The following is a 20,115-nucleotide window of genomic DNA, read 5'->3' as shown; positions in this document are numbered from 1 at the left end:
GGTGCTGAACACCGTGATGCGGACGGCCATCCTCGATGGAGTGATCCGGATCAACCCGTGCGACGGTGTGAAGTTGCCCGAGGTGCGCCGGACCGTCATCGCGCCGGAAGCGCTCGCCGTCCAGGCGCTGATCGAGGCGGCGCCCCGCCGTTACAAGGCACTTGTACGGCTCGCCGCATCAAGCGGCCTGCGGCAGGGTGAGTTGTTCGGCCTGGAGAATGGCCTCGTTGGCCTCGATTTTCTTCGGCGCAAGGTAGAGGTGTCCCAACAGCTCTGCATGCCAGCCAAGGGACCGCAGTACCTCGGGCCGCTCAAGACGCCCGAGAGCTACCGCGATGTGCCTCTGGCGCAGTCAGCGGTTAGGTCGGTGTCGATGCATGTCGCCGAGTTCCCGCCCGTCGATGTCAAGATCGAGGACCGCACCGACCCGCGCAACCCGACCATACGCACCGCCCGCCTGCTCTTCACAGACAACAAGGGGCGACCCATTCGCCGGTCGACCCGGTCCCGCATCTGGAAGTGCATCAGGGAGGACGCTGACAAGCTGCTCAGGGCGGCCGGGACGGACGTGCGCGTCCCGAAGAAGTGCACGCTGCACAGTCTCCGGGACTGCTACGCCACGACCCTGATCAAAAAGCGGGAGAACGTGAAGACGGTCCAGATCCGGCTCGGCCACAGCAAGCCGTCGATCACGCTCGACAAGTACGTCGGCTACTGGCCGACAGATGAGGACACGACTGCGGCGGCTATCGAGTCGGTTCTGGGAGAGCTGGAGTCGGTTCTTCAGCCGAGTGCACGGGTTGTGCACGCAGCAGCCGGTACAGAGCTCCGCCCCCCAGCGTGACCAGCAAAAACAGCACCGTGAACCACTGAAAATACCAATGCCCACCCGCCGGGTCATACACCGCCGCCCGAGGCCAGGCCAGGTTGACGGTCATGAGCAGGCCGTAGAGCAGGGCGAGCGTGTTGACCGGGATGCCCCAGCGGCCGAGGGAGAAGAGGGGGCGGCCGGACTCGTCCGTGCCCTGGACGGTGAAGCGGCCGCGCAGGCGGGTGATCAGGAGTGGTCCGGTGACCATGGCGTAGGCCAGGTACAGCATCACGATGCAGGTGGTGCCGATGGCGAGGAAGGCCTCGGGGGAGGCGAAGTTGAGGAGGAGGACGGACGCGGCCAGGACGCCGACCACCAGGGCGGGGGCGGTCGGCATGCCCGTGCGGGGGTTCACGCGGGCCAGCCGCCGGGCGAAGGGGAGCTGGCCGTCCCGGGCCATGGAGAAGAGCATGCGGCAGGCCGCTGTCTGGATGGCGAGGGTGGCCACGGTGATCGCCACGACCACGTCGGCCAGCAGGGCCTTGCCCACCCCGTCGCCCAGGCTGCTGGTGAGGACGTAGCTCAGCCCGTCGACGCCGAGGCGGCCGTCGGTGAGGCTGGGCGCGGCGAGGATGCCGCCGAGGACGATCAGGCCGCCGAGGACGCCGGCCGAGCCGAGGGCGGTGAGGATCGTGCGGGGTGCGGTGCGGCGGGGGTCGCGCGTCTCCTCGCTCATCTCGCCCGCGCTGTCGAAGCCGATCATGACGTACGCCGCCGTGAACGAGCCCACGAGCAGCGCGCCCAGCAGACCGGACTGGGCGGCGCCCTCGGTGTGGAAGGTGATGCTCGGCGTGCGCTCGGAGTGGGTCAGCAGCAGCACGATGATCAGGACCGCGCCGATGATCTCGGCGGTGACGCCGACCCGGTTGACCACGGAGAGCACGCGGTTGTCGAGGATGTTCACGACAGTCGTCAGCACCAGCAGCACCACGCCGAGGACGGCCGCGTTGGCCGCGCCGTCCGCCGAGGTGGGAGCCGGGTCGGTGCCGATCAGCTGGAAGCCGGACCAGATGGCCGGGAGCACCATCTGGAGCGCCAGCGCGGCCGCGGCGACCACCACGATCTGCCCGATCACCATGATCCAGCCGGCGAACCAGCCGAAGGTGAGGTTCGACAGCCGTGAGGACCACTGGTAGATCGCGCCCGAGATCGGATAGCGCGCCGCCAGTTCGGCGAAGCAGGCCGCCACCAGCAGCTGCCCGACGAGCACCGCCGGCCAGGCCCAGAAGAAGACGGGGCCGCCGAACGCGTACCCGAAGGCGAAGAACTGGAAGACGGTGGTCAGGACGGAGATGAAGGAGAACCCGGCCGCGAACGACGCGTACCGGCCCAGGCTGCGGTGCAGCTCCTGGTGGTAGCCGAACTCCGTGAGGGAGCCGTCGTCGGAGGAGTGCGGGGGATCGGGGCGTACGTCGGAGGGGGCGGTTGTCGTCACGGCGGCACCTGCCTTGGCGCGGAATTCCTGTCGGGCGACAGAAATTAGGCAGGGGCTGTTTCGGCCGCGTGACGCGGACATGTCTGAGCTGGTCCCAAGTCCTCACGCTCTTGCGCCGGTTCGTCCTACGCGATATATCGTGTCTATTGACGGGGTCTCGGAGATCGCGATATGTTCGGCCACGGATATTCTGATGCGAGGTGAATGCGAGGTGAGAATGCAGCGTCGTCGCAAGCTCCGCAACCCCCTGGCACTCGCCGTGCTGGCGATGCTGTGGCAGAAGCCGATGCATCCCTACGAGATCGCCCAGACCCTGCGCCGCCAGGGCAAGGACTCCAGCACGAAGATCAACTACGGCTCGCTCTACACGGTCGTGCAGAACCTGGAGAAGCACGGCTTCGTCGAGGTCACCGACGTGGAACGACAGGGCAACCGCCCCGAGCGGACGGTCTACGGCATCACCGCGGACGGTCGGCAGGAGACCACCGAGTGGATGTCGGACCTGGTCGCCTTCCCGGCCAAGGAGTTCCCGGTCTTCGAGACCGCGCTCTCGCTGCTCGCGGTGCTGCCCCCGGACGACGTGGCGCGGTTGCTGGAGGAACGGCTCAAGGTCCTCGACGTACAGGCGGCGAGCGAGCGAGGAGCACTGGAGAAGCTGTACGAGACGCTGCCCCGTCTCTTCCTGGTGGAGAGCGAGTACGCACTCCACATGGTCGAGGCGGAGGCGGAGTGGGTCCGCGGTTTCCTCGCCGAGGTCCGCGAGGGCACACTGCCCGGAATCGAGGAGTGGAAGGCGTACCACGTGCCGTGACCTGCACAAGAAGTCGTGACCTGCACAAGAAGTCGTGACCTGCACAAGAAGTCGTGACCTGAACAAGAACAGGCCCCGGCACGGCTGTTGCAGCAGCGGTGCCGGGACCTCGAACCCCGAGCTGAATCCGCCGTGAGGCACATCCAGGCGATCGAGGTGCGGCACACCCAGAATAGCCCGGTGCTCCTCCAGCGGATCAGTCGTCGTCCGCTCACTCAGGAGAGCACCTGCCATGAACATTCCTGCGCCCGCGATCGAGGCGCGCCATCTGATCAAGACCTACCCCGGTGACGTCACCGCCCTGAACGGCATGGACCTCACCGTCGAGCCCGGCACGGTGTTCGGGCTGCTCGGCCCCAACGGCGCCGGGAAGTCCACCACCGTCAAGATCCTCACCACCCTGGCCCGCCCCGACTCGGGCGAGGCCACCGTGGCCGGTCACGACGTGCTGCGCCACCCGGACCGGGTGCGGCGCGCGATCGGCGTGGTCGCCCAGCACTCCGGCGCCGACCCGGCCGCCACCGGCCGCGAGAACCTCCGCCTCCAGGGCAGGCTCTACGGTGTGACGGGCGCCGCCCTCGGCCGCCGCGTCGACGAGCTGCTGGAGCGCTTCACGCTCACCGAGGCCGCCGAGCGCCCGGTCAAGGGGTACTCCGGCGGAATGCGGCGCCGCCTCGACGTCGCCCTCGGTCTGGTGCACCGGCCCGAGGTGCTCTTCCTCGACGAGCCCACCACCGGCCTGGACCCGCAGGCCCGTAGCGCGATGTGGGAGGAGATCGGCCGCCTCGCCGGCGAGGAGGGTCTGACCATCCTGCTCACCACGCACTACCTCGAAGAGGCCGACCGGCTCGCCGAGCGCGTCGCCATCGTCGACCGCGGCCGGGTCGTCGTCGCGGGCACCCCCGACGCGCTGAAGGGCGAACTCCGCGGTGACGCCGTCCATATGGAGCTGCGCCAGGCGGTCGGCGACGCCGGACGCACGCTGCTGACCGGCGCCCTGCGTGCCCTTCCGGGTGTGCACGAGGCCCTGGTGGACGGCGCCCGGATCAGCGTCCGCTCCGACGACGGCGCCGCCTCGGTGCCCGCGTTGCTGGCTGCTCTGGAGCGGGCCGGCGTCGGTGTCGCCACCGCGACCGTCGCCCGCCCCTCCCTCGACGACGTCTACCTCCGTTACGCCGGCCGCCGTTACTCCGAGGCCGACGGCCCGGCCCTGGTGGGAGGTGCCCGATGAGCGGCGCCGTCTCCCAGACCTGGTACATGACGCAACGTCAACTCATGGTCTTCGTACGCCAGCCCGCGTACGCGATCATCATGCTGATCCAGCCGGTGATCTGGCTGTTCCTGTTCGGGAACCTCTTCAAGGAGGTCGTCGAGCTGGGCGGCTTCGGCACCACCTCGTACCTGGACTACCTGGTCCCGGGTGTGGTCGTGATGAGCGCCCTCAGCGCCAACATGTGGGCGGGGATGACCACGTTGGACGAGATCCAGCGCGGCACGATCGACCGCTTCCTGATCACCCCGGTCAGCCGGGCCGCGCTGATGAACGGCAACGTCGTCAACAACGGCCTGGTCACGGCCCTTCAGTCGGTGATCATCGTGCTGCTCGGGCTGCTGGGCGGGGCCGACTACCCGGGCGGGATCGGAGGGATCGCCGTCCTGGTCCTCGCCGCGGTGCTGCTCGGCACGGTCTTCGGCGCGCTGTCCAACGCGCTGGGGATGCTGGTGCGTGAGCGGGAGTCGATCATCGGCATCAACACCTTCCTGCTGCTGCCGCTGACCTTCCTCTCCAGTGCCTTCATGGCGCCCTCGCAGATGCCGTCCTGGATGCGGCACATCGCCGACTTCAACCCGCTCGACTGGGCGATGGTGGCGGGGCGTTCGGCGCTGGCGGGGGATCCGGACCGGGGCGCCGTGCTCTGGCGCGGGGGAGCACTGCTCGCGCTGGCGGTGGCGGCGGTGTGGCTGTCGATCCGCACCTTCCGCTCCTACCAGCGGTCCGTCTGAGCCGGGCCCTGTTGTCTGAGCCGGGCCCTGTCGTCACTGTCGTCACATTCCCGCCTGCCCCGCGACGGGGTCCAGGCAGGTCCAGGTGTCAGGAGGGCGCCGGCGCGTCCTCCTGCTCCGCCTCGATGCGGGCGTTCCAGTCGCGCTTGGAGGCCTGCCAGCCGTCCTCGTCGTGGCCGAGCCGCCAGTAGCCGGAGATCGACAGGTCCTCGCGGGCGAGACCGCGCTCCACCCGGAGCAGCCGGCGCAGCTCCTTCACGAAGTGCGCCTCGCCGTGCACGAACGCGTGCACCCGGCCCTCGGGGAAGTCCAGCGCGCGGACCGCCTCGGTCAGCGCCTCGCCGACGGGCCGGTCGCCGCGGTGCAGCCAGACCACCTCCACGTCGGAGTCGATCTTCTGCTCCTCCTCCGGACCGGAGACCTCGATGAACGCGTGGGCCCGGGCACCGGCCGGCAGTCCCTCCAGGGACCGGGCGATCGCGGGCAGCGCGCTCTCGTCCCCGACGAGCAGGTGCCAGTCGGCGTCCGCGTCGGGGGCGTAGGCGCCGCCGGGGCCCATGAAGCGCACGGTCTCCCCGGGCTGGACGCGCATCGCCCAGGGGCCGGCGAGGCCCTCGTCGCCGTGGATCACGAAGTCCAGGGTCAGCTCGCGGTGTTCGGCGTCCCAGTAGCGCACGGTGTACGTCCGGGTCACCGGCCACTGGTCGCGCGGCAGTTCCTCGCGGATCCGCTCCATGTCGAAGGGCTCCGGGTAGGTCACGCCCTCGGCCGGCGGGAAGAGCAGCTTCACATAGTGATCGGTACAGGCGCCCGTGGAGAACTCGGCCAGGCTGTCACCGCCGAGGATCACGCGCTGCATGTGGGGAGTCAGCCGTTCGGTGCGGATGACCTGCGCGGTGTGGGGTTTCCGCGGCGTGCGTGCCGGTCGTTCTGCCATGGCGGTCTCCCTGATCCATATGGTTAGGCTTACCTAAGTTAGCATCTCCCCCCGGTGAATGCCCCCTGTATGAGAAGTCTTGAACCTCTTGTGGTGAAGTCCGTACGCACCCTTCGGCAGTCCCGCTCATCGGAACGAGAACGACGCTCACACCACGAGGGTTGCCAGTAGTCGCTGCAATGATCCACCCAGTCCCCAGTGGGAGGCCAGCGCGTCCAGCGCGGCCGAATCGCGCGGGGTGCGCGGCAGCAGCGTCTCCACGTCCGGCAGCGGGACGTCGTCGGCGACCTTGACGACCTTCGGCGCCACCTCCACGTACGGCCGGGACTCGTCCAGGCGCTTGCGCTGCGAGGGTGTGAGCTTCGCCTTCGGGTCGTCGACCGCCGCCATGATGCCGGCCAGGTCCCCGAACTCGGCGAGCAGCTTGGCGGCCGTCTTCTCGCCGATGCCGGGCACGCCCGGCAGGCCGTCGCTCGGATCGCCGCGCAGCAGCGCGAGATCCGCGTACCCGCGCCCGTCCACCCCATACTTCTCGCGCAGCCACGCCTCGTCCGTCAGCTGGAGGGTGCCGACGCCCTTGAGCGGGTACAGCACCCGCACCCCGCGCGCGTCGTCCACCAGCTGGTACAGGTCGCGGTCGCCGGTGACGATGTCGACCGGACTCTTGGCCCGCGCGGTGAACGTGCCGATCACGTCGTCCGCCTCGTATCCCGCGACGCCCACGCGCGCGATGCCGAGCGCGTCGAGGACGGCCTCGATCACCGGCACCTGCGGGGAGAGGGTGTCCGGCACCTGCTCCTCGTCCGGACCCGCCTCGTGCTCCTCGGCGACCCGGTGCGCCTTGTAGGAGGGGATCAGGTCGACCCGCCACTGCGGGCGCCAGTCGGCGTCCATGCAGGCCACCAGATGGGTGGGCCGATGGTCCTTGACCAGGCGGTCGATGAACTCCAGCAGGCCGCGCACGGCGTTCACCGGCGTGCCGTCCGGGGCCTTCACGGACTCCGGTACGCCGAAATAGGCGCGGAAGTAGAGGGAGGCGGTGTCGAGGAGCATCAGTCGTCCGGTCACGCTCGCATCATGCCGTACGCCACCGACAAAGGCCGCCGATGGTAACCCCGTTGGCAGATGCCGGAACAGACGTGCGCGCACTGTGAACACTGTGAACTGGGCCACGCATGTGTTTGAGCCACCCGGGTCCGGGCAGGCGCCGCCCCGGAGCGATGCCGGTTGCGTATTCAACTTCAACTGTCCGCGGCGGCTCGTCTCCGTTCCTGCCGCCCAGACGAGAAGGTACGCGTGTCATCCAGACTTGAGGCCGAAGGGCTCTACAAGGTGTTCGGCAGACGACCGGACGAGGCGGTCGAACGGCTGCGCGCCGGCGCCGACCGGGAGGAACTGCGCGCCGACGGCACCACCGCCGCCGTGATCGACGCCTCCTTCACCGTGGAACCGGGTCATATCTTCGTCGTCATGGGCCTGTCCGGCTCCGGCAAGTCCACGCTGCTGCGCATGCTCAACGGCCTCCTGGAACCGACCGCCGGGCACGTCCGCTTCGACGGCCAGGACCTGACCGCGCTCACCGACCGCGACCTGCGCGCGGTCCGCGCCCGGAAGATCAGCATGGTCTTCCAGCACTTCGCGCTCTTCCCGCACCGCAGTGTCCTGGAGAACGCCGCCTACGGCCTCGCCGTCCAGGGAGTGTCCCGCCCCGAGCGCGAGAAGCGCGCCGCCGAGGCGCTCGCCCTGTGCGGTCTCGCCGGGTGGGAGAAGTCCTGGCCGGACGAGCTGTCCGGCGGTATGCAGCAGCGCGTCGGGCTGGCCCGCGCCCTGGCCACCGACGCCGACCTGCTGCTCATGGACGAGTCGTTCAGCGCGCTCGACCCGCTGATCCGCCGCGACATGCAGGACCAGCTCCTGGATCTCCAGAAGACCCTGAAGAAGACCATCGTGTTCATCACCCACGACCTCAACGAGGCCATGCGCCTGGGCGACCGGATCGCCGTCATGCGCGACGGACGCATCGTCCAGAACGGCACCGCCGAGGACATCCTGGTCCGGCCGGCCGACGACTACGTGGCCTCCTTCATCCAGGACGTCGACCGCTCCCGCGTCCTGACCGCCTCCGCCGTCATGGACACCGACGTCCGCGGCGACGAGGCCGACTGCGGCTGCGAGACCGCGACGCCCGACACGCCGTTCGTCGAACTCTGCGCGATCAGCGCCCGGTTGACGCACCCCGTGGCGGTGCTCGACACCGGGCGCGAGCTGGTCGGGGTGGTCCCCAGGCAGCGCCTGGTCGCTCTCCTCGGTGACGAGGCGGCGGACCCCGCGGCCTGCGACTCCCCGCGGGACAAGCGCGACAAGGGTGGCGACAAGGCGGTGGCCCGTGCCTAGGATTCCGCTCGGCGACTGGGTCAACGACACCGTCGACTGGTTGCTCACCAATCTGACCTGGCTCTTCGACTTCCTGAAGTCCGTCTTCACGGGCACCTTCGACGGCATCGACGCCGTCCTCCAGGCGCCCGAACCCCTGCTGCTCGCCGGGATCTTCGCCGTCGTCGCCTTCTGGCTGCGCGGCACGGCGGCGGGGCTGCTCACCTTCGTGGGATTCGCCTTCATCGACTCCCTCGAACTGTGGGAGGACGCGATGGTGACCCTGTCGCTCGTCCTCGTCGCCACCATCATCGCGCTGGTGATCTCCGTGCCGGTGGGCATCTGGGCGGCACGCTCGAACCGGGTCAGCGGCATCGTCCGCCCGGTCCTGGACTTCATGCAGACGCTGCCCGCGATGGTCTACCTCATCCCGGCGATCCTGTTCTTCGGCAGCGGCGCCTCCGCGGGCATCGTCGCCACCCTGATCTTCGCGCTCCCTCCGGGCGTGCGCATGACCGAGCTGGGCATCCGCCAGGTCGACAAGGAACTGGTCGAGGCGGCCGAGGCGTTCGGCACCACCCCGCGCGACACCCTGCTGCGCGTCCAGCTGCCGCTCGCCCTGCCCACCGTCATGGCCGGCGTGAACCAGGTCATCATGCTGGGCCTGTCCATGGCGGCGATCGCCGGCATGGTCGGCACCGGCGGCCTCGGCGGCCGCGTCAACGAGGCCATCGGCCAGCTCGACGTCGGTCTCGGCTCCGAGGCCGGTGTCGCCATCGTGATCCTCGCGATCTACCTGGACCGCATGACCAGCTCCCTGGGCACCCAGGTCTCCCCGCTGGGCCGCCGCGCCGCCGCCAAGGCGCGCGCCGCCACGGGGCTCAGGATCTGGTCGTACCGCCCCCGGCCGCAGATCGCCGTCATCGGCGTGGTGGTCCTCGCCCTCGTGGCGGGCGGCATGGGCGTCTTCGGCGGCAACGGCGGCTCCACCGCCCCCGTGGCCGGCGGCAACGACGTCGGCCAGGGCAAGAAGGTCACCATCGGCTACATCCCCTGGGACGAGGGCGTGGCCTCCACCTTCCTCTGGAAGGAAGTGCTGGAGGAGCGGGGCTACCAGGTCGAGGCCAAGCAGTTCGAGGCCGGACCGCTCTACACCTCCCTGGCCTCGGGCAGCGTCGACTTCCAGACCGACGCCTGGCTGCCGACCACCCACGAGCAGTACTGGAAGCAGTACGGCAGCAAGCTCGACGACCTCGGATCCTGGTACGGCCCCACCTCCCTGGAGCTGAGCGTGCCCTCGTACATGAAGGGCATCGACTCCCTGGCGGACCTCAAGGGCAGGGCCGCCACCTTCGGCGGGAAGATCACCGGCATCGAGCCCAGCGCCGGAATGATGTCCCTGCTCAAGAGCAAGGTGCTCGAGGAGTACGGCCTCGACAAGGAGTACAAGGTCGTCGACAGCTCCACGCCGGCGATGCTGGCCGAGCTCAAGCGCGCCTACGCCAAGAAGGCCCCGATCGTCGTCACGCTCTGGTCGCCGCACTGGGCGTACAGCGACTACGACCTGAAGAAGCTCAAGGACCCCGAGGGAGCCTGGGGCAAGGGCGACGGCGTGCACACGGTCGCCCGCAAGGGCTTCGCGGCCGAGAATCCGGTCGTCGCCCGGTGGCTGAAGAACTTCAAGCTGGACGAGAAGCAGCTCACCGGCCTGGAGTCCGCGATCAACAAGGCGGGCAAGGGCAAGCAGCAGGAAGCCGTCCGTACCTGGCTGAAGGACAACCCGGGCCTGGTCGACAAGCTGGCCCCGGTCGAGAACCCCGCCGTGCCCGCCGAGGCGAAGCGGCCCGTCGACGTGGCCTGGTTCCCCTGGGACGAGGACATCGCCGTCACGTATCTCTGGAAGAACGTCCTGGAGAAGCGCGGCTACAAGCTGAACCTCAAGCAGATGGACGTGGGCCCGGTCTACACCGGTCTCGCCTCCGGCGACCTCGATCTCAACTTCGACGCCTGGCTGCCCTACGCGCAGGCCAACTACTGGGACAAGAACAAGGACAGACTCGCCGATCTCGGCACCTGGTACGAACCGACCTCCCTGGAGGTCGCCGTGCCCTCCTACGTCAAGGGCGTGAAGTCCTACGAGGACCTCAAGGGCAAGGCCGACCTCTTCGACGGGAAGATCATCGGTATCGAACCGGGCACCGGTGAGATGAACCTCCTCAAGACGAAGGTCCTGCCCGGCTACGGCCTCGACAAGGAGTACGACGTCGTCGACGGCTCCACGCCGGCGATGCTGGCCGAGCTCAAGCGCGCCTACGCCAAGAAGCAGCCGGTCGCCGTCGTCCTGTGGTCCCCGCACTGGGCGTACAGCCAGTACGACCTGACCAAGCTGAAGGACGGCAAGAAGCTCTTCGGCGAGGGCAACACGATCCGGACCATCGCGAACGAGAAGTTCCCCGCGCAGTATCCGCAGCTCACCAAGTGGATCAAGGGGTTCCGGATGAGCGAGGAGGAGCTCGGCAGCCTGGAGGCCGAGATCAACAAGCGCGGCCAGGGCCACGAGGAGCAGGCGGTCGCCGCCTGGCTCACCGAGCACCCGGGCATGGTCGACCGCATGACACCGCGGTAGCGGCCGCACCACCGCCTCCCGAGGGGCGGGCCTCCCCACGCGTCCTGACAGCGTGTGGTGCGGCCCGCCCCTCGGGTCATGCCGGGACACGCCCCGCACCCACGGAAGGGATCCGGCCAACCACGGAGGGCTATCCCCTCGCCCGAACTTCGGCACCGACGGGGTCACTTCGGCGGCCGGGAGCCCGAGATCGCGCCCTGAGCCGACGGCCGGGGCCCTCACCGGGGCGTACGGGGTCCGAAACACTGGCGAGAACCGGGAGGTCCGGTCGCACGCCGTGTGACAGGGATGCGGCGGGCACGTGAAACGGTTTGCCGAACCTGCGTAGGGTGCAGACAACTCAACAGAAGCGGTGCACCCGCACCGTGACGCGACAGACCGCGGACCGACGAGCTGAGGAGGGAGCCGGAGCGATGGGCGACCACAAAGAACAGCCCCTCCGGGTGGGCGCCGCCGTACGCCGTCGGCGTCGGGCACTGGAGCTCACCCTCGCCGTCGTGGCCGAACGCAGCGGTCTGTCGGTGCCCTTCCTGAGCCAGATCGAGAACGACCGGGCCCGGCCCAGCACCGGCTCCCTGGAGAAGGTCGCCGACGCCCTGCGCACCACCGCCGTCGAACTCCTCGCGGCCGCCGATCCGGCGTGCAGCGTCGACGTCGTCCGCGCGGAGCAGGCCGATCCGGAGTACGCGCCCCAGGTGCGCTCCCTGGTGCGCGGTCACCACCAGATGCACGCCTCGGAGTTCACCGGGGACCACGACGCGGGCCGTGAGTTCCAGTACCGCAACGACCAGTTGATGTACGTCGCCGACGGCGCGGTGGAGATCGAGGCCGAGGGCCGCGCCTACCGCCTCGGACGCGGGGACACCCTGTACCTCACCGGCGGTGTGCGGCACCGCTGGCGGGCGACCGTGTCGGACACCCGGGTGGTCGTCGTCGCGGTGGCCGAGCACATCGAGGCGGTCCAGGACCGGCCACGCCGGTGAGGATCGTCTCGCTGGTCCCGTCGCTGACGGAGGCGGTGGCCGCGACGCTCCCCGGGGCCCTGGTCGGCGCGACGGACTGGTGCTCCCACCCGGCGGACCTCGCCGTCACCCGGATCGGCGGCACCAAGAACCCCGCGACCGACCGGATCGCAGCCCTCGCCCCCGACCTGGTGATCGCCAACGAGGAGGAGAACCGGCGGCCGGATCTCGACGCCCTGCGCGCGGCCGGGATCGAGGTGCTGGTCACCGAGGTGCGGGACGTCCCGCAGGCCTTCCGGGAGCTGGCACGGGTGCTGCGGGCGTGCGGCGCGGCCACCCGGCCGAGGTGGCTGGACGAGGCGGAGGCGGCCTGGACGGACCGGGTTCCCGGGACCGGCCCGCGACGCACGGCCGTCGTACCGATCTGGCGGCGGCCCTGGATGGTGCTCGGGCGCGACACCTTCGCCGGGGACGTGCTGGCCCGGCTGGGCGTCGATCACGTGTACGCCGAGCATGCCGAGCGCTATCCCCGGATCCCGGTAGAGGAGCTCCGGGCGGCCCGCCCCGACCTCGTGGTGCTGCCGGACGAGCCCTACCGCTTCGCCGCCGACGACGGCCCCGAGGCGTTCGGCGACCTGCCCTGCGCGCTGGTCAGCGGCCGGCTTCTGACGTGGTACGGCCCGTCGCTGGCCGAGGCGCCCCGGATGCTGGACGAGGCGCTGCGAGCAGCTCGCCGCTGACCAGGCCGCGCGCGGTGTGCACGGCGGCGGTGGCCCAGGCGGCGACGAGCACGACGTACAGCCCGACCGCGATCCAGTCGTAGGCGAGCAGCCCGGTGTGCCGGGCCAGCGCCTCGGCGCCGGTGACACAGGTGCCGACCGGGAAGGTGAACGCCCACCAGGTCATCGCGAAGCGCATGCCGTGCCGTCGGGCCCGTACGACATGGGCGGTGGCGAGACCGAACCACAGCAGCGCGAAGCCCATCACGGGGACGCCGTACAGGACCGCGAGAACGTCGAAGCCCCGGCTGTAGGGAGCCGCCACCACCCCGGGCGCCACCTCCGCGAACTTGCCGACGGCGGTGGTCGACTGCCCGAGCGGGCCCAGCACCAGGAACAGCGTCGGCGTCAGCGCGAGGGGCAGCGGTCCGGCGGTGAGCAGCCGGGCGAAGACCATCGGCAGCATGACCAGGGTGGCGAGCAGACTCAGCCCGAACATCGCGAAACAGGCCAGCAGCAGGGTCTCCCGCGGCTGCCCGGGCGGCAGATGCGGCACCAGCAGCGGCCCGAGCGCCGCCGACACCATCGGCGCGACGACCGGCAGCAGCCACACCGGTGACGCCTGCCCGGGCTCGATCCGATGGCGTACGGCCATCAGGTACGGCACGGCCACGGCGGCCGTGAGTCCCACGGCCGTCCCGGCGCCGAACAGCACGGCGTCGAGCGCGACGGCCGCCCCCGTGCCGATCCAGTCCGCGCCGACGGTGACGGCGCCGCCGCCGACCGCGAGCAGGGCCATCGCCAGACAGCCGTAGAAAGGGGCGACGGCCGGGTCGAGGAGGTGGGCGCGGGCCTGGTCGCGGTGGTGCCGCCAGTGCAGGGCCCGGGCGCCGAGCAGCGCGAGCAGCAGGAGCAGGGAGAGCGCCCAGACGGCTGCGCACGCGGTGCGCAGGCCGGGCAGGCGCACCGGGAGCGCGGCGCCGGCGGTGGCGACGATCGCGGTGCCCATGACGGTGGCGTACCAGTTCGGTCCGAGGTGACGGACGGTCCGGGCGCGCGGGAGGTGTGCGGTGGCACGGGGGAGGGGGCGGGCCGGACGGGCTGCGGTGAGCATGTGTCCACCGTCTCGTCCACGGAGAGCCCCTACCAGGGAGTATGACTCTATGAGGGCATAAGCTGTCTTTATGAGCGGCGTGGAGGGGCAGGATCAGAACGGTTCCCGGACGTCCGCGGGCGGTGGCCTGCTGGCGCACCGGGTGCCCGACCTCGGGGCGCTGGAGCTGCTGCTGGCGGTGGCCCGGCTCGGGAGTCTGGGCGGGGCGGCGCGCGAGATGGGCATCACGCAGCCCGCGGCCAGCAGCCGGATCCGCTCCATGGAACGCCAGCTGGGGGTGGCGCTGGTCGACCGGTCGCCGCGCGGCTCCCGGCTCACCGACGCCGGTGCCCTGGTCACCGACTGGGCGCGGCGGATCGTCGAGGCGGCGGAGGCCTTCGACGCGGGGGCGCAGGCGCTGCGCGACCGACGGGACTCCCGGCTGCGGGTGGCGGCGAGCATGACGATCGCCGAGTACCTGCTGCCGGGCTGGCTGCTCGCCCTGCGTGCCCAGCGGCCGGACACCGCGGTCTCCCTGCTCGCGGGCAACTCCACGGCCGTGGCCGAACGGCTGCTGGCCGGCGAGGCCGACCTCGGGTTCGTGGAGGGGCTCAACGTCCCGACGGCACTGGACTCCGTCGTCATCGCCCACGACCGCCTCATCGTGGTGACCGCGCCCCGGCACCCCTGGGCCCGCCGCGGCCGTCCGCTGGAGGCGTCGGAACTGGCGGCGACCCCCCTGATCCTCCGCGAGAAGGGCTCGGGGACCCGGCAGGTCCTCGACGCCGCGCTGGGCGGCCTGGCCCGGCCGCTCATCGAGCTCTCCTCCACCACGGCGGTGAAGGCGGCGGCGGTCAGCGGAGCCGGTCCCGCCGTACTCAGCGAGCTGGCCGTGGGGGAGGAACTCGCCATGCGGCGCCTGGTGCGGGTGCCGGTGGAAGGGGTGTCCCTGGCGCGGGACCTGAGGGCGGTGTGGCCGACCGGGCATCGGCCGGTGGGGCCGGCTCGGGAGCTGCTGTCGTTGACGCGGGGGTAGGTGGAAGTGCGGGTCCTTGGATTTCGCCCCCGCCGCCCCCGCCCCTACCCGTCCCATCCTCAGGGGGCTCCGCCCCCTGGGCCCCCGATCGGCCCTTAAGGGGCCTCGTCCTCAAACGCCGGACGGGCTGACAGCGCCGCCTCGACCAGCGCCCGCATCACCCGTACGTCCTCGCCCATCTCCGGATGCCACTGGACCCCCAACACCCAGGAAGCGCCGGGAAGTTCGATCGCTTCCACCGTGCCGTCCGCCGCGTGGGCCGAGGGCAGGAGGCCGGTGCCGAGACGGTCCACCGACTGGTGGTGATAGGTCGGCACGGACGTCTCCTCCGGGACGGCCTGCGCGTAGCGGGTGCCCGGTACCGGCTTGACCGGGTGGTGGCCGAAGACACCGACCACCTCCGCGTGGCCGTCGAGGTGCTGCACGAGGGTGCCGTCGAGGGCGACGTTCAGCAGCTGCATGCCCCGGCAGATACCGAGCAGCGGTACGTCCGCGGCCAGTGCCGCCCGGATCAGGGCCAGCTCCCAGGCGTCGCGCTCCCGGGCCGGCGGCCCCGTGCGCGGGTCGCGCTCGGCGCCGTAGCGCACCGGCTCGACGTCCGGACCGCCCGCGATCACCAGACCGTCGAGGCGGGCCACGGTCGCGGCCGCGTGCTCCGGCGCGTCCGGCGGGAGCATGGCGGCCAGCCCGCCGGCCCGCTGCACCAGGCGCGGATACCCGGCCGGGAGGAGCGCCGCCTCCAGCTCCCACACGCCCCAGCGCGCCCCGGACTCCAGATAGGTACTGACACCGATCAGCGGCCTGCCGCCCATGCGCCCCTCCATCCGCTCAATGGACCATCCGGATACCTTTCCAAGGAGATCACGCCAGGAAGCCCCTGAGAAGGGCCGCCGTCCCCGCGCAGTGCTCGCGCATCATCTCCCGCGCCCCGTCGGCGTCGCCGTCGAGCACCGCCTCGACCAGCGCGGTGTGCTGGCGCTGCGAGTGCTCCAGGTTGCGCACCAGCAGCGGGATGCAGTCCAGCAGTCCGTTCACCGAGGCCCGGGCCGCCGCGTACTGCGCGGTCAGCGTCGGCGACCCGCACAACTCGGCGAGCGTGAGGTGGAGCAGCGTGTCCAGGCGGCGGTACTCCGACAGCGGCGCGTCCTGCGTGGCGGCCAGCGCCTGCCGCAGCCGGTCCGCCTGCTCCGCCGAGAGACCGTGCGTGGCGCACAGCCCCGCCGCGCCCACCTCCAGCACCTCCCTGAAGCGCAGTACGTCCTCGATGTCGACCGCGTTGATCCGCCGCCGCAGCTCGTCCTCGCCGCCCGCGTCCGCGCGGGACAGGACGAACGTTCCGCCGTACCGGCCGCGCCGCGACTCCACCAGCCCCTGGTCCTGGAGCACCTTGAGGACCTCGCGCAGCGTCACCCGGCTGATCCCGAGCCGCTCGGCCAGCTCCCGCTCCGCCGGCAGCCGCTCGCCCCCCGGCACCAGACCCAGCCGGACGACCTGGAGGATCTGCTCCAGGGCCTCCTCGAAACCGTTGCCCGCCCGCACCGGTCGCAGCACCGGCGTCAACCGGTCGTCCGGCCCGCCGTCAGCGCCCACCGACATATGGCCGTACCCCCTTCCCAAGCAATGGTTCTCCGCAATACCTTATGGCTCCCGGCCCGGCCGATACAGCGCGAAGAAGCCGAAGGAGCTTTCCCGTGGCAGACCGCACACCCCCGCTCGGCGTCGAGGAGCTGCACGCCCTCGTCGCGGGCGGTGAGATCGACACTGTCGTCCTGGCGTTCCCCGACATGCAAGGGCGACTCCAGGGCAAGCGGTTCGCCGCCCGCTTCTTCCTCGACGAGGTCCTCCAGCACGGCACCGAGGGCTGCAACTACCTCCTCGCCGTCGACACCGAGATGAACACCGTCGACGGCTACGCGATGTCCTCCTGGGACCGCGGCTACGGCGACTTCGCCATGCACCCGGACCTGTCCACCCTGCGCCGCGTCCCCTGGAACGCGGGCACGGCCATGCTGATCGCCGACCTCGCCTGGAACGACGGCTCCCCGGTGGTCGCCGCCCCCCGCCAGATCCTGCGCCGCCAGCTGGAACGCCTGGCCGAGCACGGCTTCACCGCCCAGGTCGGCACCGAGCTGGAGTTCATCGTCTTCAAGGACACCTACGAGCAGGCCTGGGACGCGGGCTACCAAGGACTGACGCCGGCGAACCAGTACAACATCGACTACTCGGTGCTCGGCACCGGCCGTATCGAGCCACTGCTCCGCCGTATCCGCAACGACATGGCCGCCGCCGGCCTCACCGTCGAGTCCGCCAAGGGCGAGTGCAACCCGGGCCAGCACGAGATCGTCTTCCGCTACGACGAGGCCCTGGTCACCTGCGACCAGCACGCCATCTACAAGACCGGAGCCAAGGAGATCGCCGCCCAGGAGGGCGTCTCGATCACCTTCATGGCCAAGTACAACGAACGCGAGGGCAACTCCTGCCACATCCACCTCTCGCTCGCGGACGCCGCCGGCAACAACGCGATGGCCGGGCCGGACGGGATGTCGGACGTGATGCGGTACTTCCTGGCCGGGCAGCTGGCGGCCCTCAGGGACTTCTCCCTGCTCTACGCCCCCAACATCAACTCCTACAAGCGGTTCCAGCCGGGCTCCTTCGCCCCCACGGCCGTCGCCTGGGGCCAGGACAACCGCACCTGCGCCCTGCGCGTGGTCGGCCACGGCCGTTCCCTGCGCTTCGAGAACCGGCTGCCCGGCGGTGACGTCAACCCGCACCTCGCGGTCGCCGGGCTGGTGGCCGCCGGACTGTACGGCATCGAGCAGAAGCTGGACCTGCCCGAGGCGTGTCCGGGCAACGCGTACACCGCCGACTACGCCCAGGTCCCGACCACTCTGCGCGAGGCCGCCGAGCTCTGGGAGAACAGCCCGATCGCCCAGGCCGCCTTCGGGGACGAGGTCGTCGCCCACTACCGCAACATGGCGCGCGTCGAACTGGACGCCTTCGACGCCGCGGTGACCGACTGGGAGCTCCGCCGCTCCTTCGAACGCATGTGAGGTCCCTCTTGTCTTCCGAGCACCTTCTGGAAGTACTGAACCCCGCGACCGAGGAGGTCGTCGCCGCCGTCGCCGGGGCGAGTCCGGCCGACGTCGACGCGGCCGTCATCCACGCCGCCAGGGCCCAGCGGATCTGGGCCGCCCTCGCCCCCGGCGACCGCGCCCGGCTCCTGCGCCGCTTCGCCGCCACCGTCGACGAGCACCTGGAAGAACTGGCCCGCCTGGAGGTCCGCGAGGCCGGCCACCTCATCGGCAACGCCCGCTGGGAGGCCGGCAACGTCCGCGACCTGCTGGACTACGCGGCCGGGGGGGTGGAGCGGCTCACCGGCCGCCAGATCCCGGTGTCCGGCGGCCTCGACGTCACGATCCTCGAACCGCTCGGCGTCGTCGGAGTGATCGCGCCCTGGAACTTCCCCATGCCGATCGCAGCCTGGGGCACCGCCCCCGCCCTCGCGGCCGGCAACGCCGTCATCCTCAAGCCCGCCGAGACCACCCCGCTCACCGCGCTGCGCCTGGCCGAACTCGCCCTGGAGGCCGGCCTCCCGGAGCACCTCTTCCAGGTCCTGCCCGGACACGGCGACATCACCGGCGACGCGCTCGTACGCCACCCCGGGGTCGCCAAGATCGTCTTCACCGGCTCCACCGGGACCGGTCGGCGGATCGCGGCGCTCGGCGCCGAGCAGATCAAGCCGGTCACCCTCGAACTGGGCGGCAAGAGCCCGAACATCGTCTTCGCCGACTCCGACCTGAAGGCCGCCGTCGACCCCTTCTCCTTCCTGGACAACTCCGGCCAGGACTGCTGCGCCCGCACCCGCATCCTGGTCCAGGAGCAGGTCTACGACGAGGTCCGCGAGCTGCTCGCCGAGACGCTGGCCGCCGTGGTGGTGGGCGACCCGGCCGACGAGAAGACCCGGATGGGCCCGCTCATCTCCCGGCAGCAGCTCGACCGCGTCCGGGGCTTCGTGCCCGAGGACGCCCCGGCCCTGCGCGGCAGCGCACCCGAGGGGCCCGGCTTCTGGTTCCCGCCGACCGTGCTCACCGGCGAGGCTCCCGACTCCGAGGCCGCCCGCGAGGAGATCTTCGGCCCGGTCGCCGTCCTGCTGCCCTTCACCGACGAGGCCGACGCGATCCGGCTCGCCAACGACACGCCGTACGGCCTCTCCGGCTCCATCTGGACCCGCGACGTCGGCCGCGCCCTGCGCGTCTCCCAGGCCGTCCGCGCCGGCAACCTGTCCGTCAACTCCCACTCCAGCGTCCGCTACTGGACCCCGTTCGGCGGCTACAAGCAGTCGGGCGTCGGCCGCGAGCTCGGCCCCGAGGCCCTGGCCGCCTTCACCGAAACCAAGAACGTCTTCATCAGCACGGAGGGCCCCGCACAGTGACCGCTCAGGAAAGCATCTGCCGCCGCCTCGTCGGCCGCACCGCCGTCATCACCGGCGCCGGCAGCGGCATCGGCCTGGCCACCGCGCGCCGGCTCGCCTCCGAGGGCGCGCACGTCGTCTGCGGCGACGTCGACGAGACCCGCGGCAAGGCCGCAGCCGACGAGGTCGGCGGGATCTTCGTGAAGGTCGACGTCACCGACCCCGAGCAGGTCGAGGCCCTCTTCAAGACGGCCCACGACACCTACGGCAGCGTCGACATCGCCTTCAACAACGCGGGCATCTCCCCGCCCGACGACGACTCCATCCTGGAGACCGGACTGGAGGCATGGAAGCGCGTCCAGGAGGTCAACCTCACCTCCGTCTACCTGTGCTGCAAGGCCGCCATCCCCTACATGCGGCGCCAGGGCAGGGGCTCCATCATCAACACGGCGTCCTTCGTGGCACGGATGGGCGCCGCCACCTCCCAGATCTCGTACACCGCCTCCAAGGGCGGCGTTCTGGCCATGTCCCGGGAGCTCGGCGTGCAGTTCGCGCGGGAGGGCATCCGCGTCAACGCGCTCTGCCCGGGACCGGTCAACACCCCCCTGCTCCAGGAGCTGTTCGCGAAGGACCCGGAGCGGGCCGCCCGCCGCCTGGTCCACATCCCGGTCGGCCGGTTCGCCGAGGCCGACGAGATCGCCGCCGCGGTCGCCTTCCTGGCCAGCGACGACTCCTCCTTCGTGAACGCCACCGACTTCCTCGTCGACGGCGGGATCTCGGGGGCGTACGTCACACCCCTGTAGGCCCCGCCCCGCCCCCGGGCCCGTCGGCCTACAG

Annotated in this window: 17 protein-coding genes and 1 pseudogene; 12 read left to right on the top strand and 6 right to left on the bottom strand. The window is 70.9% G+C overall.

The window, feature by feature from the left end; translation table 11 throughout:
* Window position 1 precedes the first annotated feature (1 nt).
* The gene (locus SLINC_RS09670; RefSeq protein ID WP_067429372.1) at window positions 2-844 is read left to right on the top strand and encodes a tyrosine-type recombinase/integrase; all 843 of its coding nucleotides are present in this window, start codon (window positions 2-4) and stop codon (window positions 842-844) included.
* Here SLINC_RS09670 and SLINC_RS09665 read toward each other — a convergent pair.
* A complete protein-coding gene (locus SLINC_RS09665; RefSeq protein WP_067429369.1) occupies window positions 747-2,306 on the bottom strand; it encodes an amino acid permease in 1,560 nt (519 codons plus the stop codon). The two genes, SLINC_RS09670 and SLINC_RS09665, sit on opposite strands and share 98 nt — an antisense overlap.
* A gap of 217 nt (window positions 2,307-2,523) precedes the next feature.
* On the opposite strand from SLINC_RS09665, the gene SLINC_RS09660 reads away from it, so the two are divergent.
* From SLINC_RS09660 to SLINC_RS09650, 3 genes are all read left to right on the top strand, one after another.
* Complete coding sequence (locus SLINC_RS09660) at window positions 2,524-3,117, top strand: PadR family transcriptional regulator (RefSeq protein WP_067429366.1); 594 nt, start codon at window positions 2,524-2,526, stop codon at window positions 3,115-3,117.
* A 232-nt stretch (window positions 3,118-3,349) separates the two neighbouring features.
* Window positions 3,350-4,348 carry an ATP-binding cassette domain-containing protein gene (locus SLINC_RS09655; RefSeq protein WP_067429363.1) on the top strand — a complete coding sequence of 333 codons (999 nt, stop codon included), beginning with the start codon at window positions 3,350-3,352 and terminating at the stop codon, window positions 4,346-4,348.
* Complete coding sequence (locus SLINC_RS09650) at window positions 4,345-5,121, top strand: ABC transporter permease (protein WP_067429360.1); 777 nt, start codon at window positions 4,345-4,347, stop codon at window positions 5,119-5,121. The genes SLINC_RS09655 and SLINC_RS09650 overlap by 4 nt, the downstream gene beginning before the upstream one ends.
* A gap of 88 nt (window positions 5,122-5,209) precedes the next feature.
* Here the strand turns inward: SLINC_RS09650 and SLINC_RS09645 are convergent, their stop codons facing one another.
* Both SLINC_RS09645 and SLINC_RS09640 read right to left on the bottom strand, forming a co-directional pair.
* A complete protein-coding gene (locus tag SLINC_RS09645; protein WP_067429357.1) occupies window positions 5,210-6,058 on the bottom strand; it encodes a siderophore-interacting protein in 849 nt (282 codons plus the stop codon).
* A gap of 147 nt (window positions 6,059-6,205) precedes the next feature.
* A pseudogene (locus SLINC_RS09640) lies at window positions 6,206-7,149 on the bottom strand (5'-3' exonuclease).
* A 205-nt stretch (window positions 7,150-7,354) separates the two neighbouring features.
* Between SLINC_RS09640 and SLINC_RS09635 the strand changes: the two are divergent.
* The 4 genes from SLINC_RS09635 to SLINC_RS09620 all read left to right on the top strand — a co-directional run bounded on the left by SLINC_RS09635 (window position 7,355) and on the right by SLINC_RS09620 (window position 12,759).
* Window positions 7,355-8,452 carry a quaternary amine ABC transporter ATP-binding protein gene (locus tag SLINC_RS09635; RefSeq protein WP_067429354.1) on the top strand — a complete coding sequence of 366 codons (1,098 nt, stop codon included), beginning with the start codon at window positions 7,355-7,357 and terminating at the stop codon, window positions 8,450-8,452.
* On the top strand, window positions 8,445-11,057 hold the full coding sequence (locus SLINC_RS09630) for an ABC transporter permease/substrate binding protein (protein ID WP_067429351.1): 2,613 nt from the start codon (window positions 8,445-8,447) through the stop codon (window positions 11,055-11,057). Before SLINC_RS09635 ends, SLINC_RS09630 begins: the two co-directional genes overlap by 8 nt.
* 413 nt (window positions 11,058-11,470) lie before the next feature.
* Window positions 11,471-12,040: a helix-turn-helix domain-containing protein gene (locus tag SLINC_RS09625; RefSeq protein WP_067429348.1), complete on the top strand. Its 570-nt coding sequence runs from the start codon at window positions 11,471-11,473 to the stop codon at window positions 12,038-12,040.
* Window positions 12,037-12,759 carry a helical backbone metal receptor gene (locus SLINC_RS09620; protein WP_067429345.1) on the top strand — a complete coding sequence of 241 codons (723 nt, stop codon included), beginning with the start codon at window positions 12,037-12,039 and terminating at the stop codon, window positions 12,757-12,759. The genes SLINC_RS09625 and SLINC_RS09620 overlap by 4 nt, the downstream gene beginning before the upstream one ends.
* On the opposite strand, the gene SLINC_RS09615 is transcribed toward SLINC_RS09620, so the two are convergent.
* Window positions 12,671-13,852, bottom strand: a complete 1,182-nt coding sequence (locus tag SLINC_RS09615) for a TDT family transporter (protein WP_067429343.1) — start codon at window positions 13,850-13,852, stop codon at window positions 12,671-12,673. The genes SLINC_RS09620 and SLINC_RS09615 overlap by 89 nt on opposite strands.
* Window positions 13,853-13,922: 70 nt before the next feature.
* Here SLINC_RS09615 and SLINC_RS09610 point away from each other — a divergent pair, with 70 nt between their 5' ends.
* A complete protein-coding gene (locus SLINC_RS09610) occupies window positions 13,923-14,867 on the top strand; it encodes a LysR family transcriptional regulator (RefSeq protein ID WP_067429341.1) in 945 nt (314 codons plus the stop codon).
* 95 nt (window positions 14,868-14,962) lie between these two features.
* On the opposite strand, the gene SLINC_RS09605 is transcribed toward SLINC_RS09610, so the two are convergent.
* A complete protein-coding gene (locus SLINC_RS09605) occupies window positions 14,963-15,679 on the bottom strand; it encodes a gamma-glutamyl-gamma-aminobutyrate hydrolase family protein (RefSeq protein ID WP_067429339.1) in 717 nt (238 codons plus the stop codon).
* A gap of 49 nt (window positions 15,680-15,728) precedes the next feature.
* Complete coding sequence (locus SLINC_RS09600; RefSeq protein ID WP_067429337.1) at window positions 15,729-16,463, bottom strand: FadR/GntR family transcriptional regulator; 735 nt, start codon at window positions 16,461-16,463, stop codon at window positions 15,729-15,731.
* Between the two features lie 95 nt (window positions 16,464-16,558).
* On the opposite strand from SLINC_RS09600, the gene SLINC_RS09595 reads away from it, so the two are divergent.
* The 3 genes from SLINC_RS09595 to SLINC_RS09585 are packed head-to-tail and all read left to right on the top strand — an operon-like array spanning window position 16,559 to window position 20,081.
* Entirely contained in the window at window positions 16,559-17,917 is a 1,359-nt protein-coding gene (locus SLINC_RS09595) for a glutamine synthetase family protein (protein ID WP_067429334.1), read from the top strand.
* Window positions 17,918-17,925: 8 nt separating this feature from the next.
* Window positions 17,926-19,299 carry an aldehyde dehydrogenase family protein gene (locus tag SLINC_RS09590; RefSeq protein ID WP_067429331.1) on the top strand — a complete coding sequence of 458 codons (1,374 nt, stop codon included), beginning with the start codon at window positions 17,926-17,928 and terminating at the stop codon, window positions 19,297-19,299.
* Window positions 19,296-20,081: a 3-oxoacyl-ACP reductase gene (locus SLINC_RS09585; protein WP_067429329.1), complete on the top strand. Its 786-nt coding sequence runs from the start codon at window positions 19,296-19,298 to the stop codon at window positions 20,079-20,081. The genes SLINC_RS09590 and SLINC_RS09585 overlap by 4 nt, the downstream gene beginning before the upstream one ends.
* Window positions 20,082-20,115: the final 34 nt, after the last annotated feature.

This window comes from Streptomyces lincolnensis (genome assembly GCF_001685355.1).
GTDB lineage: Bacteria > Actinomycetota > Actinomycetes > Streptomycetales > Streptomycetaceae > Streptomyces > Streptomyces lincolnensis.
This window is presented reverse-complemented; position numbering and strand designations above follow the sequence as displayed.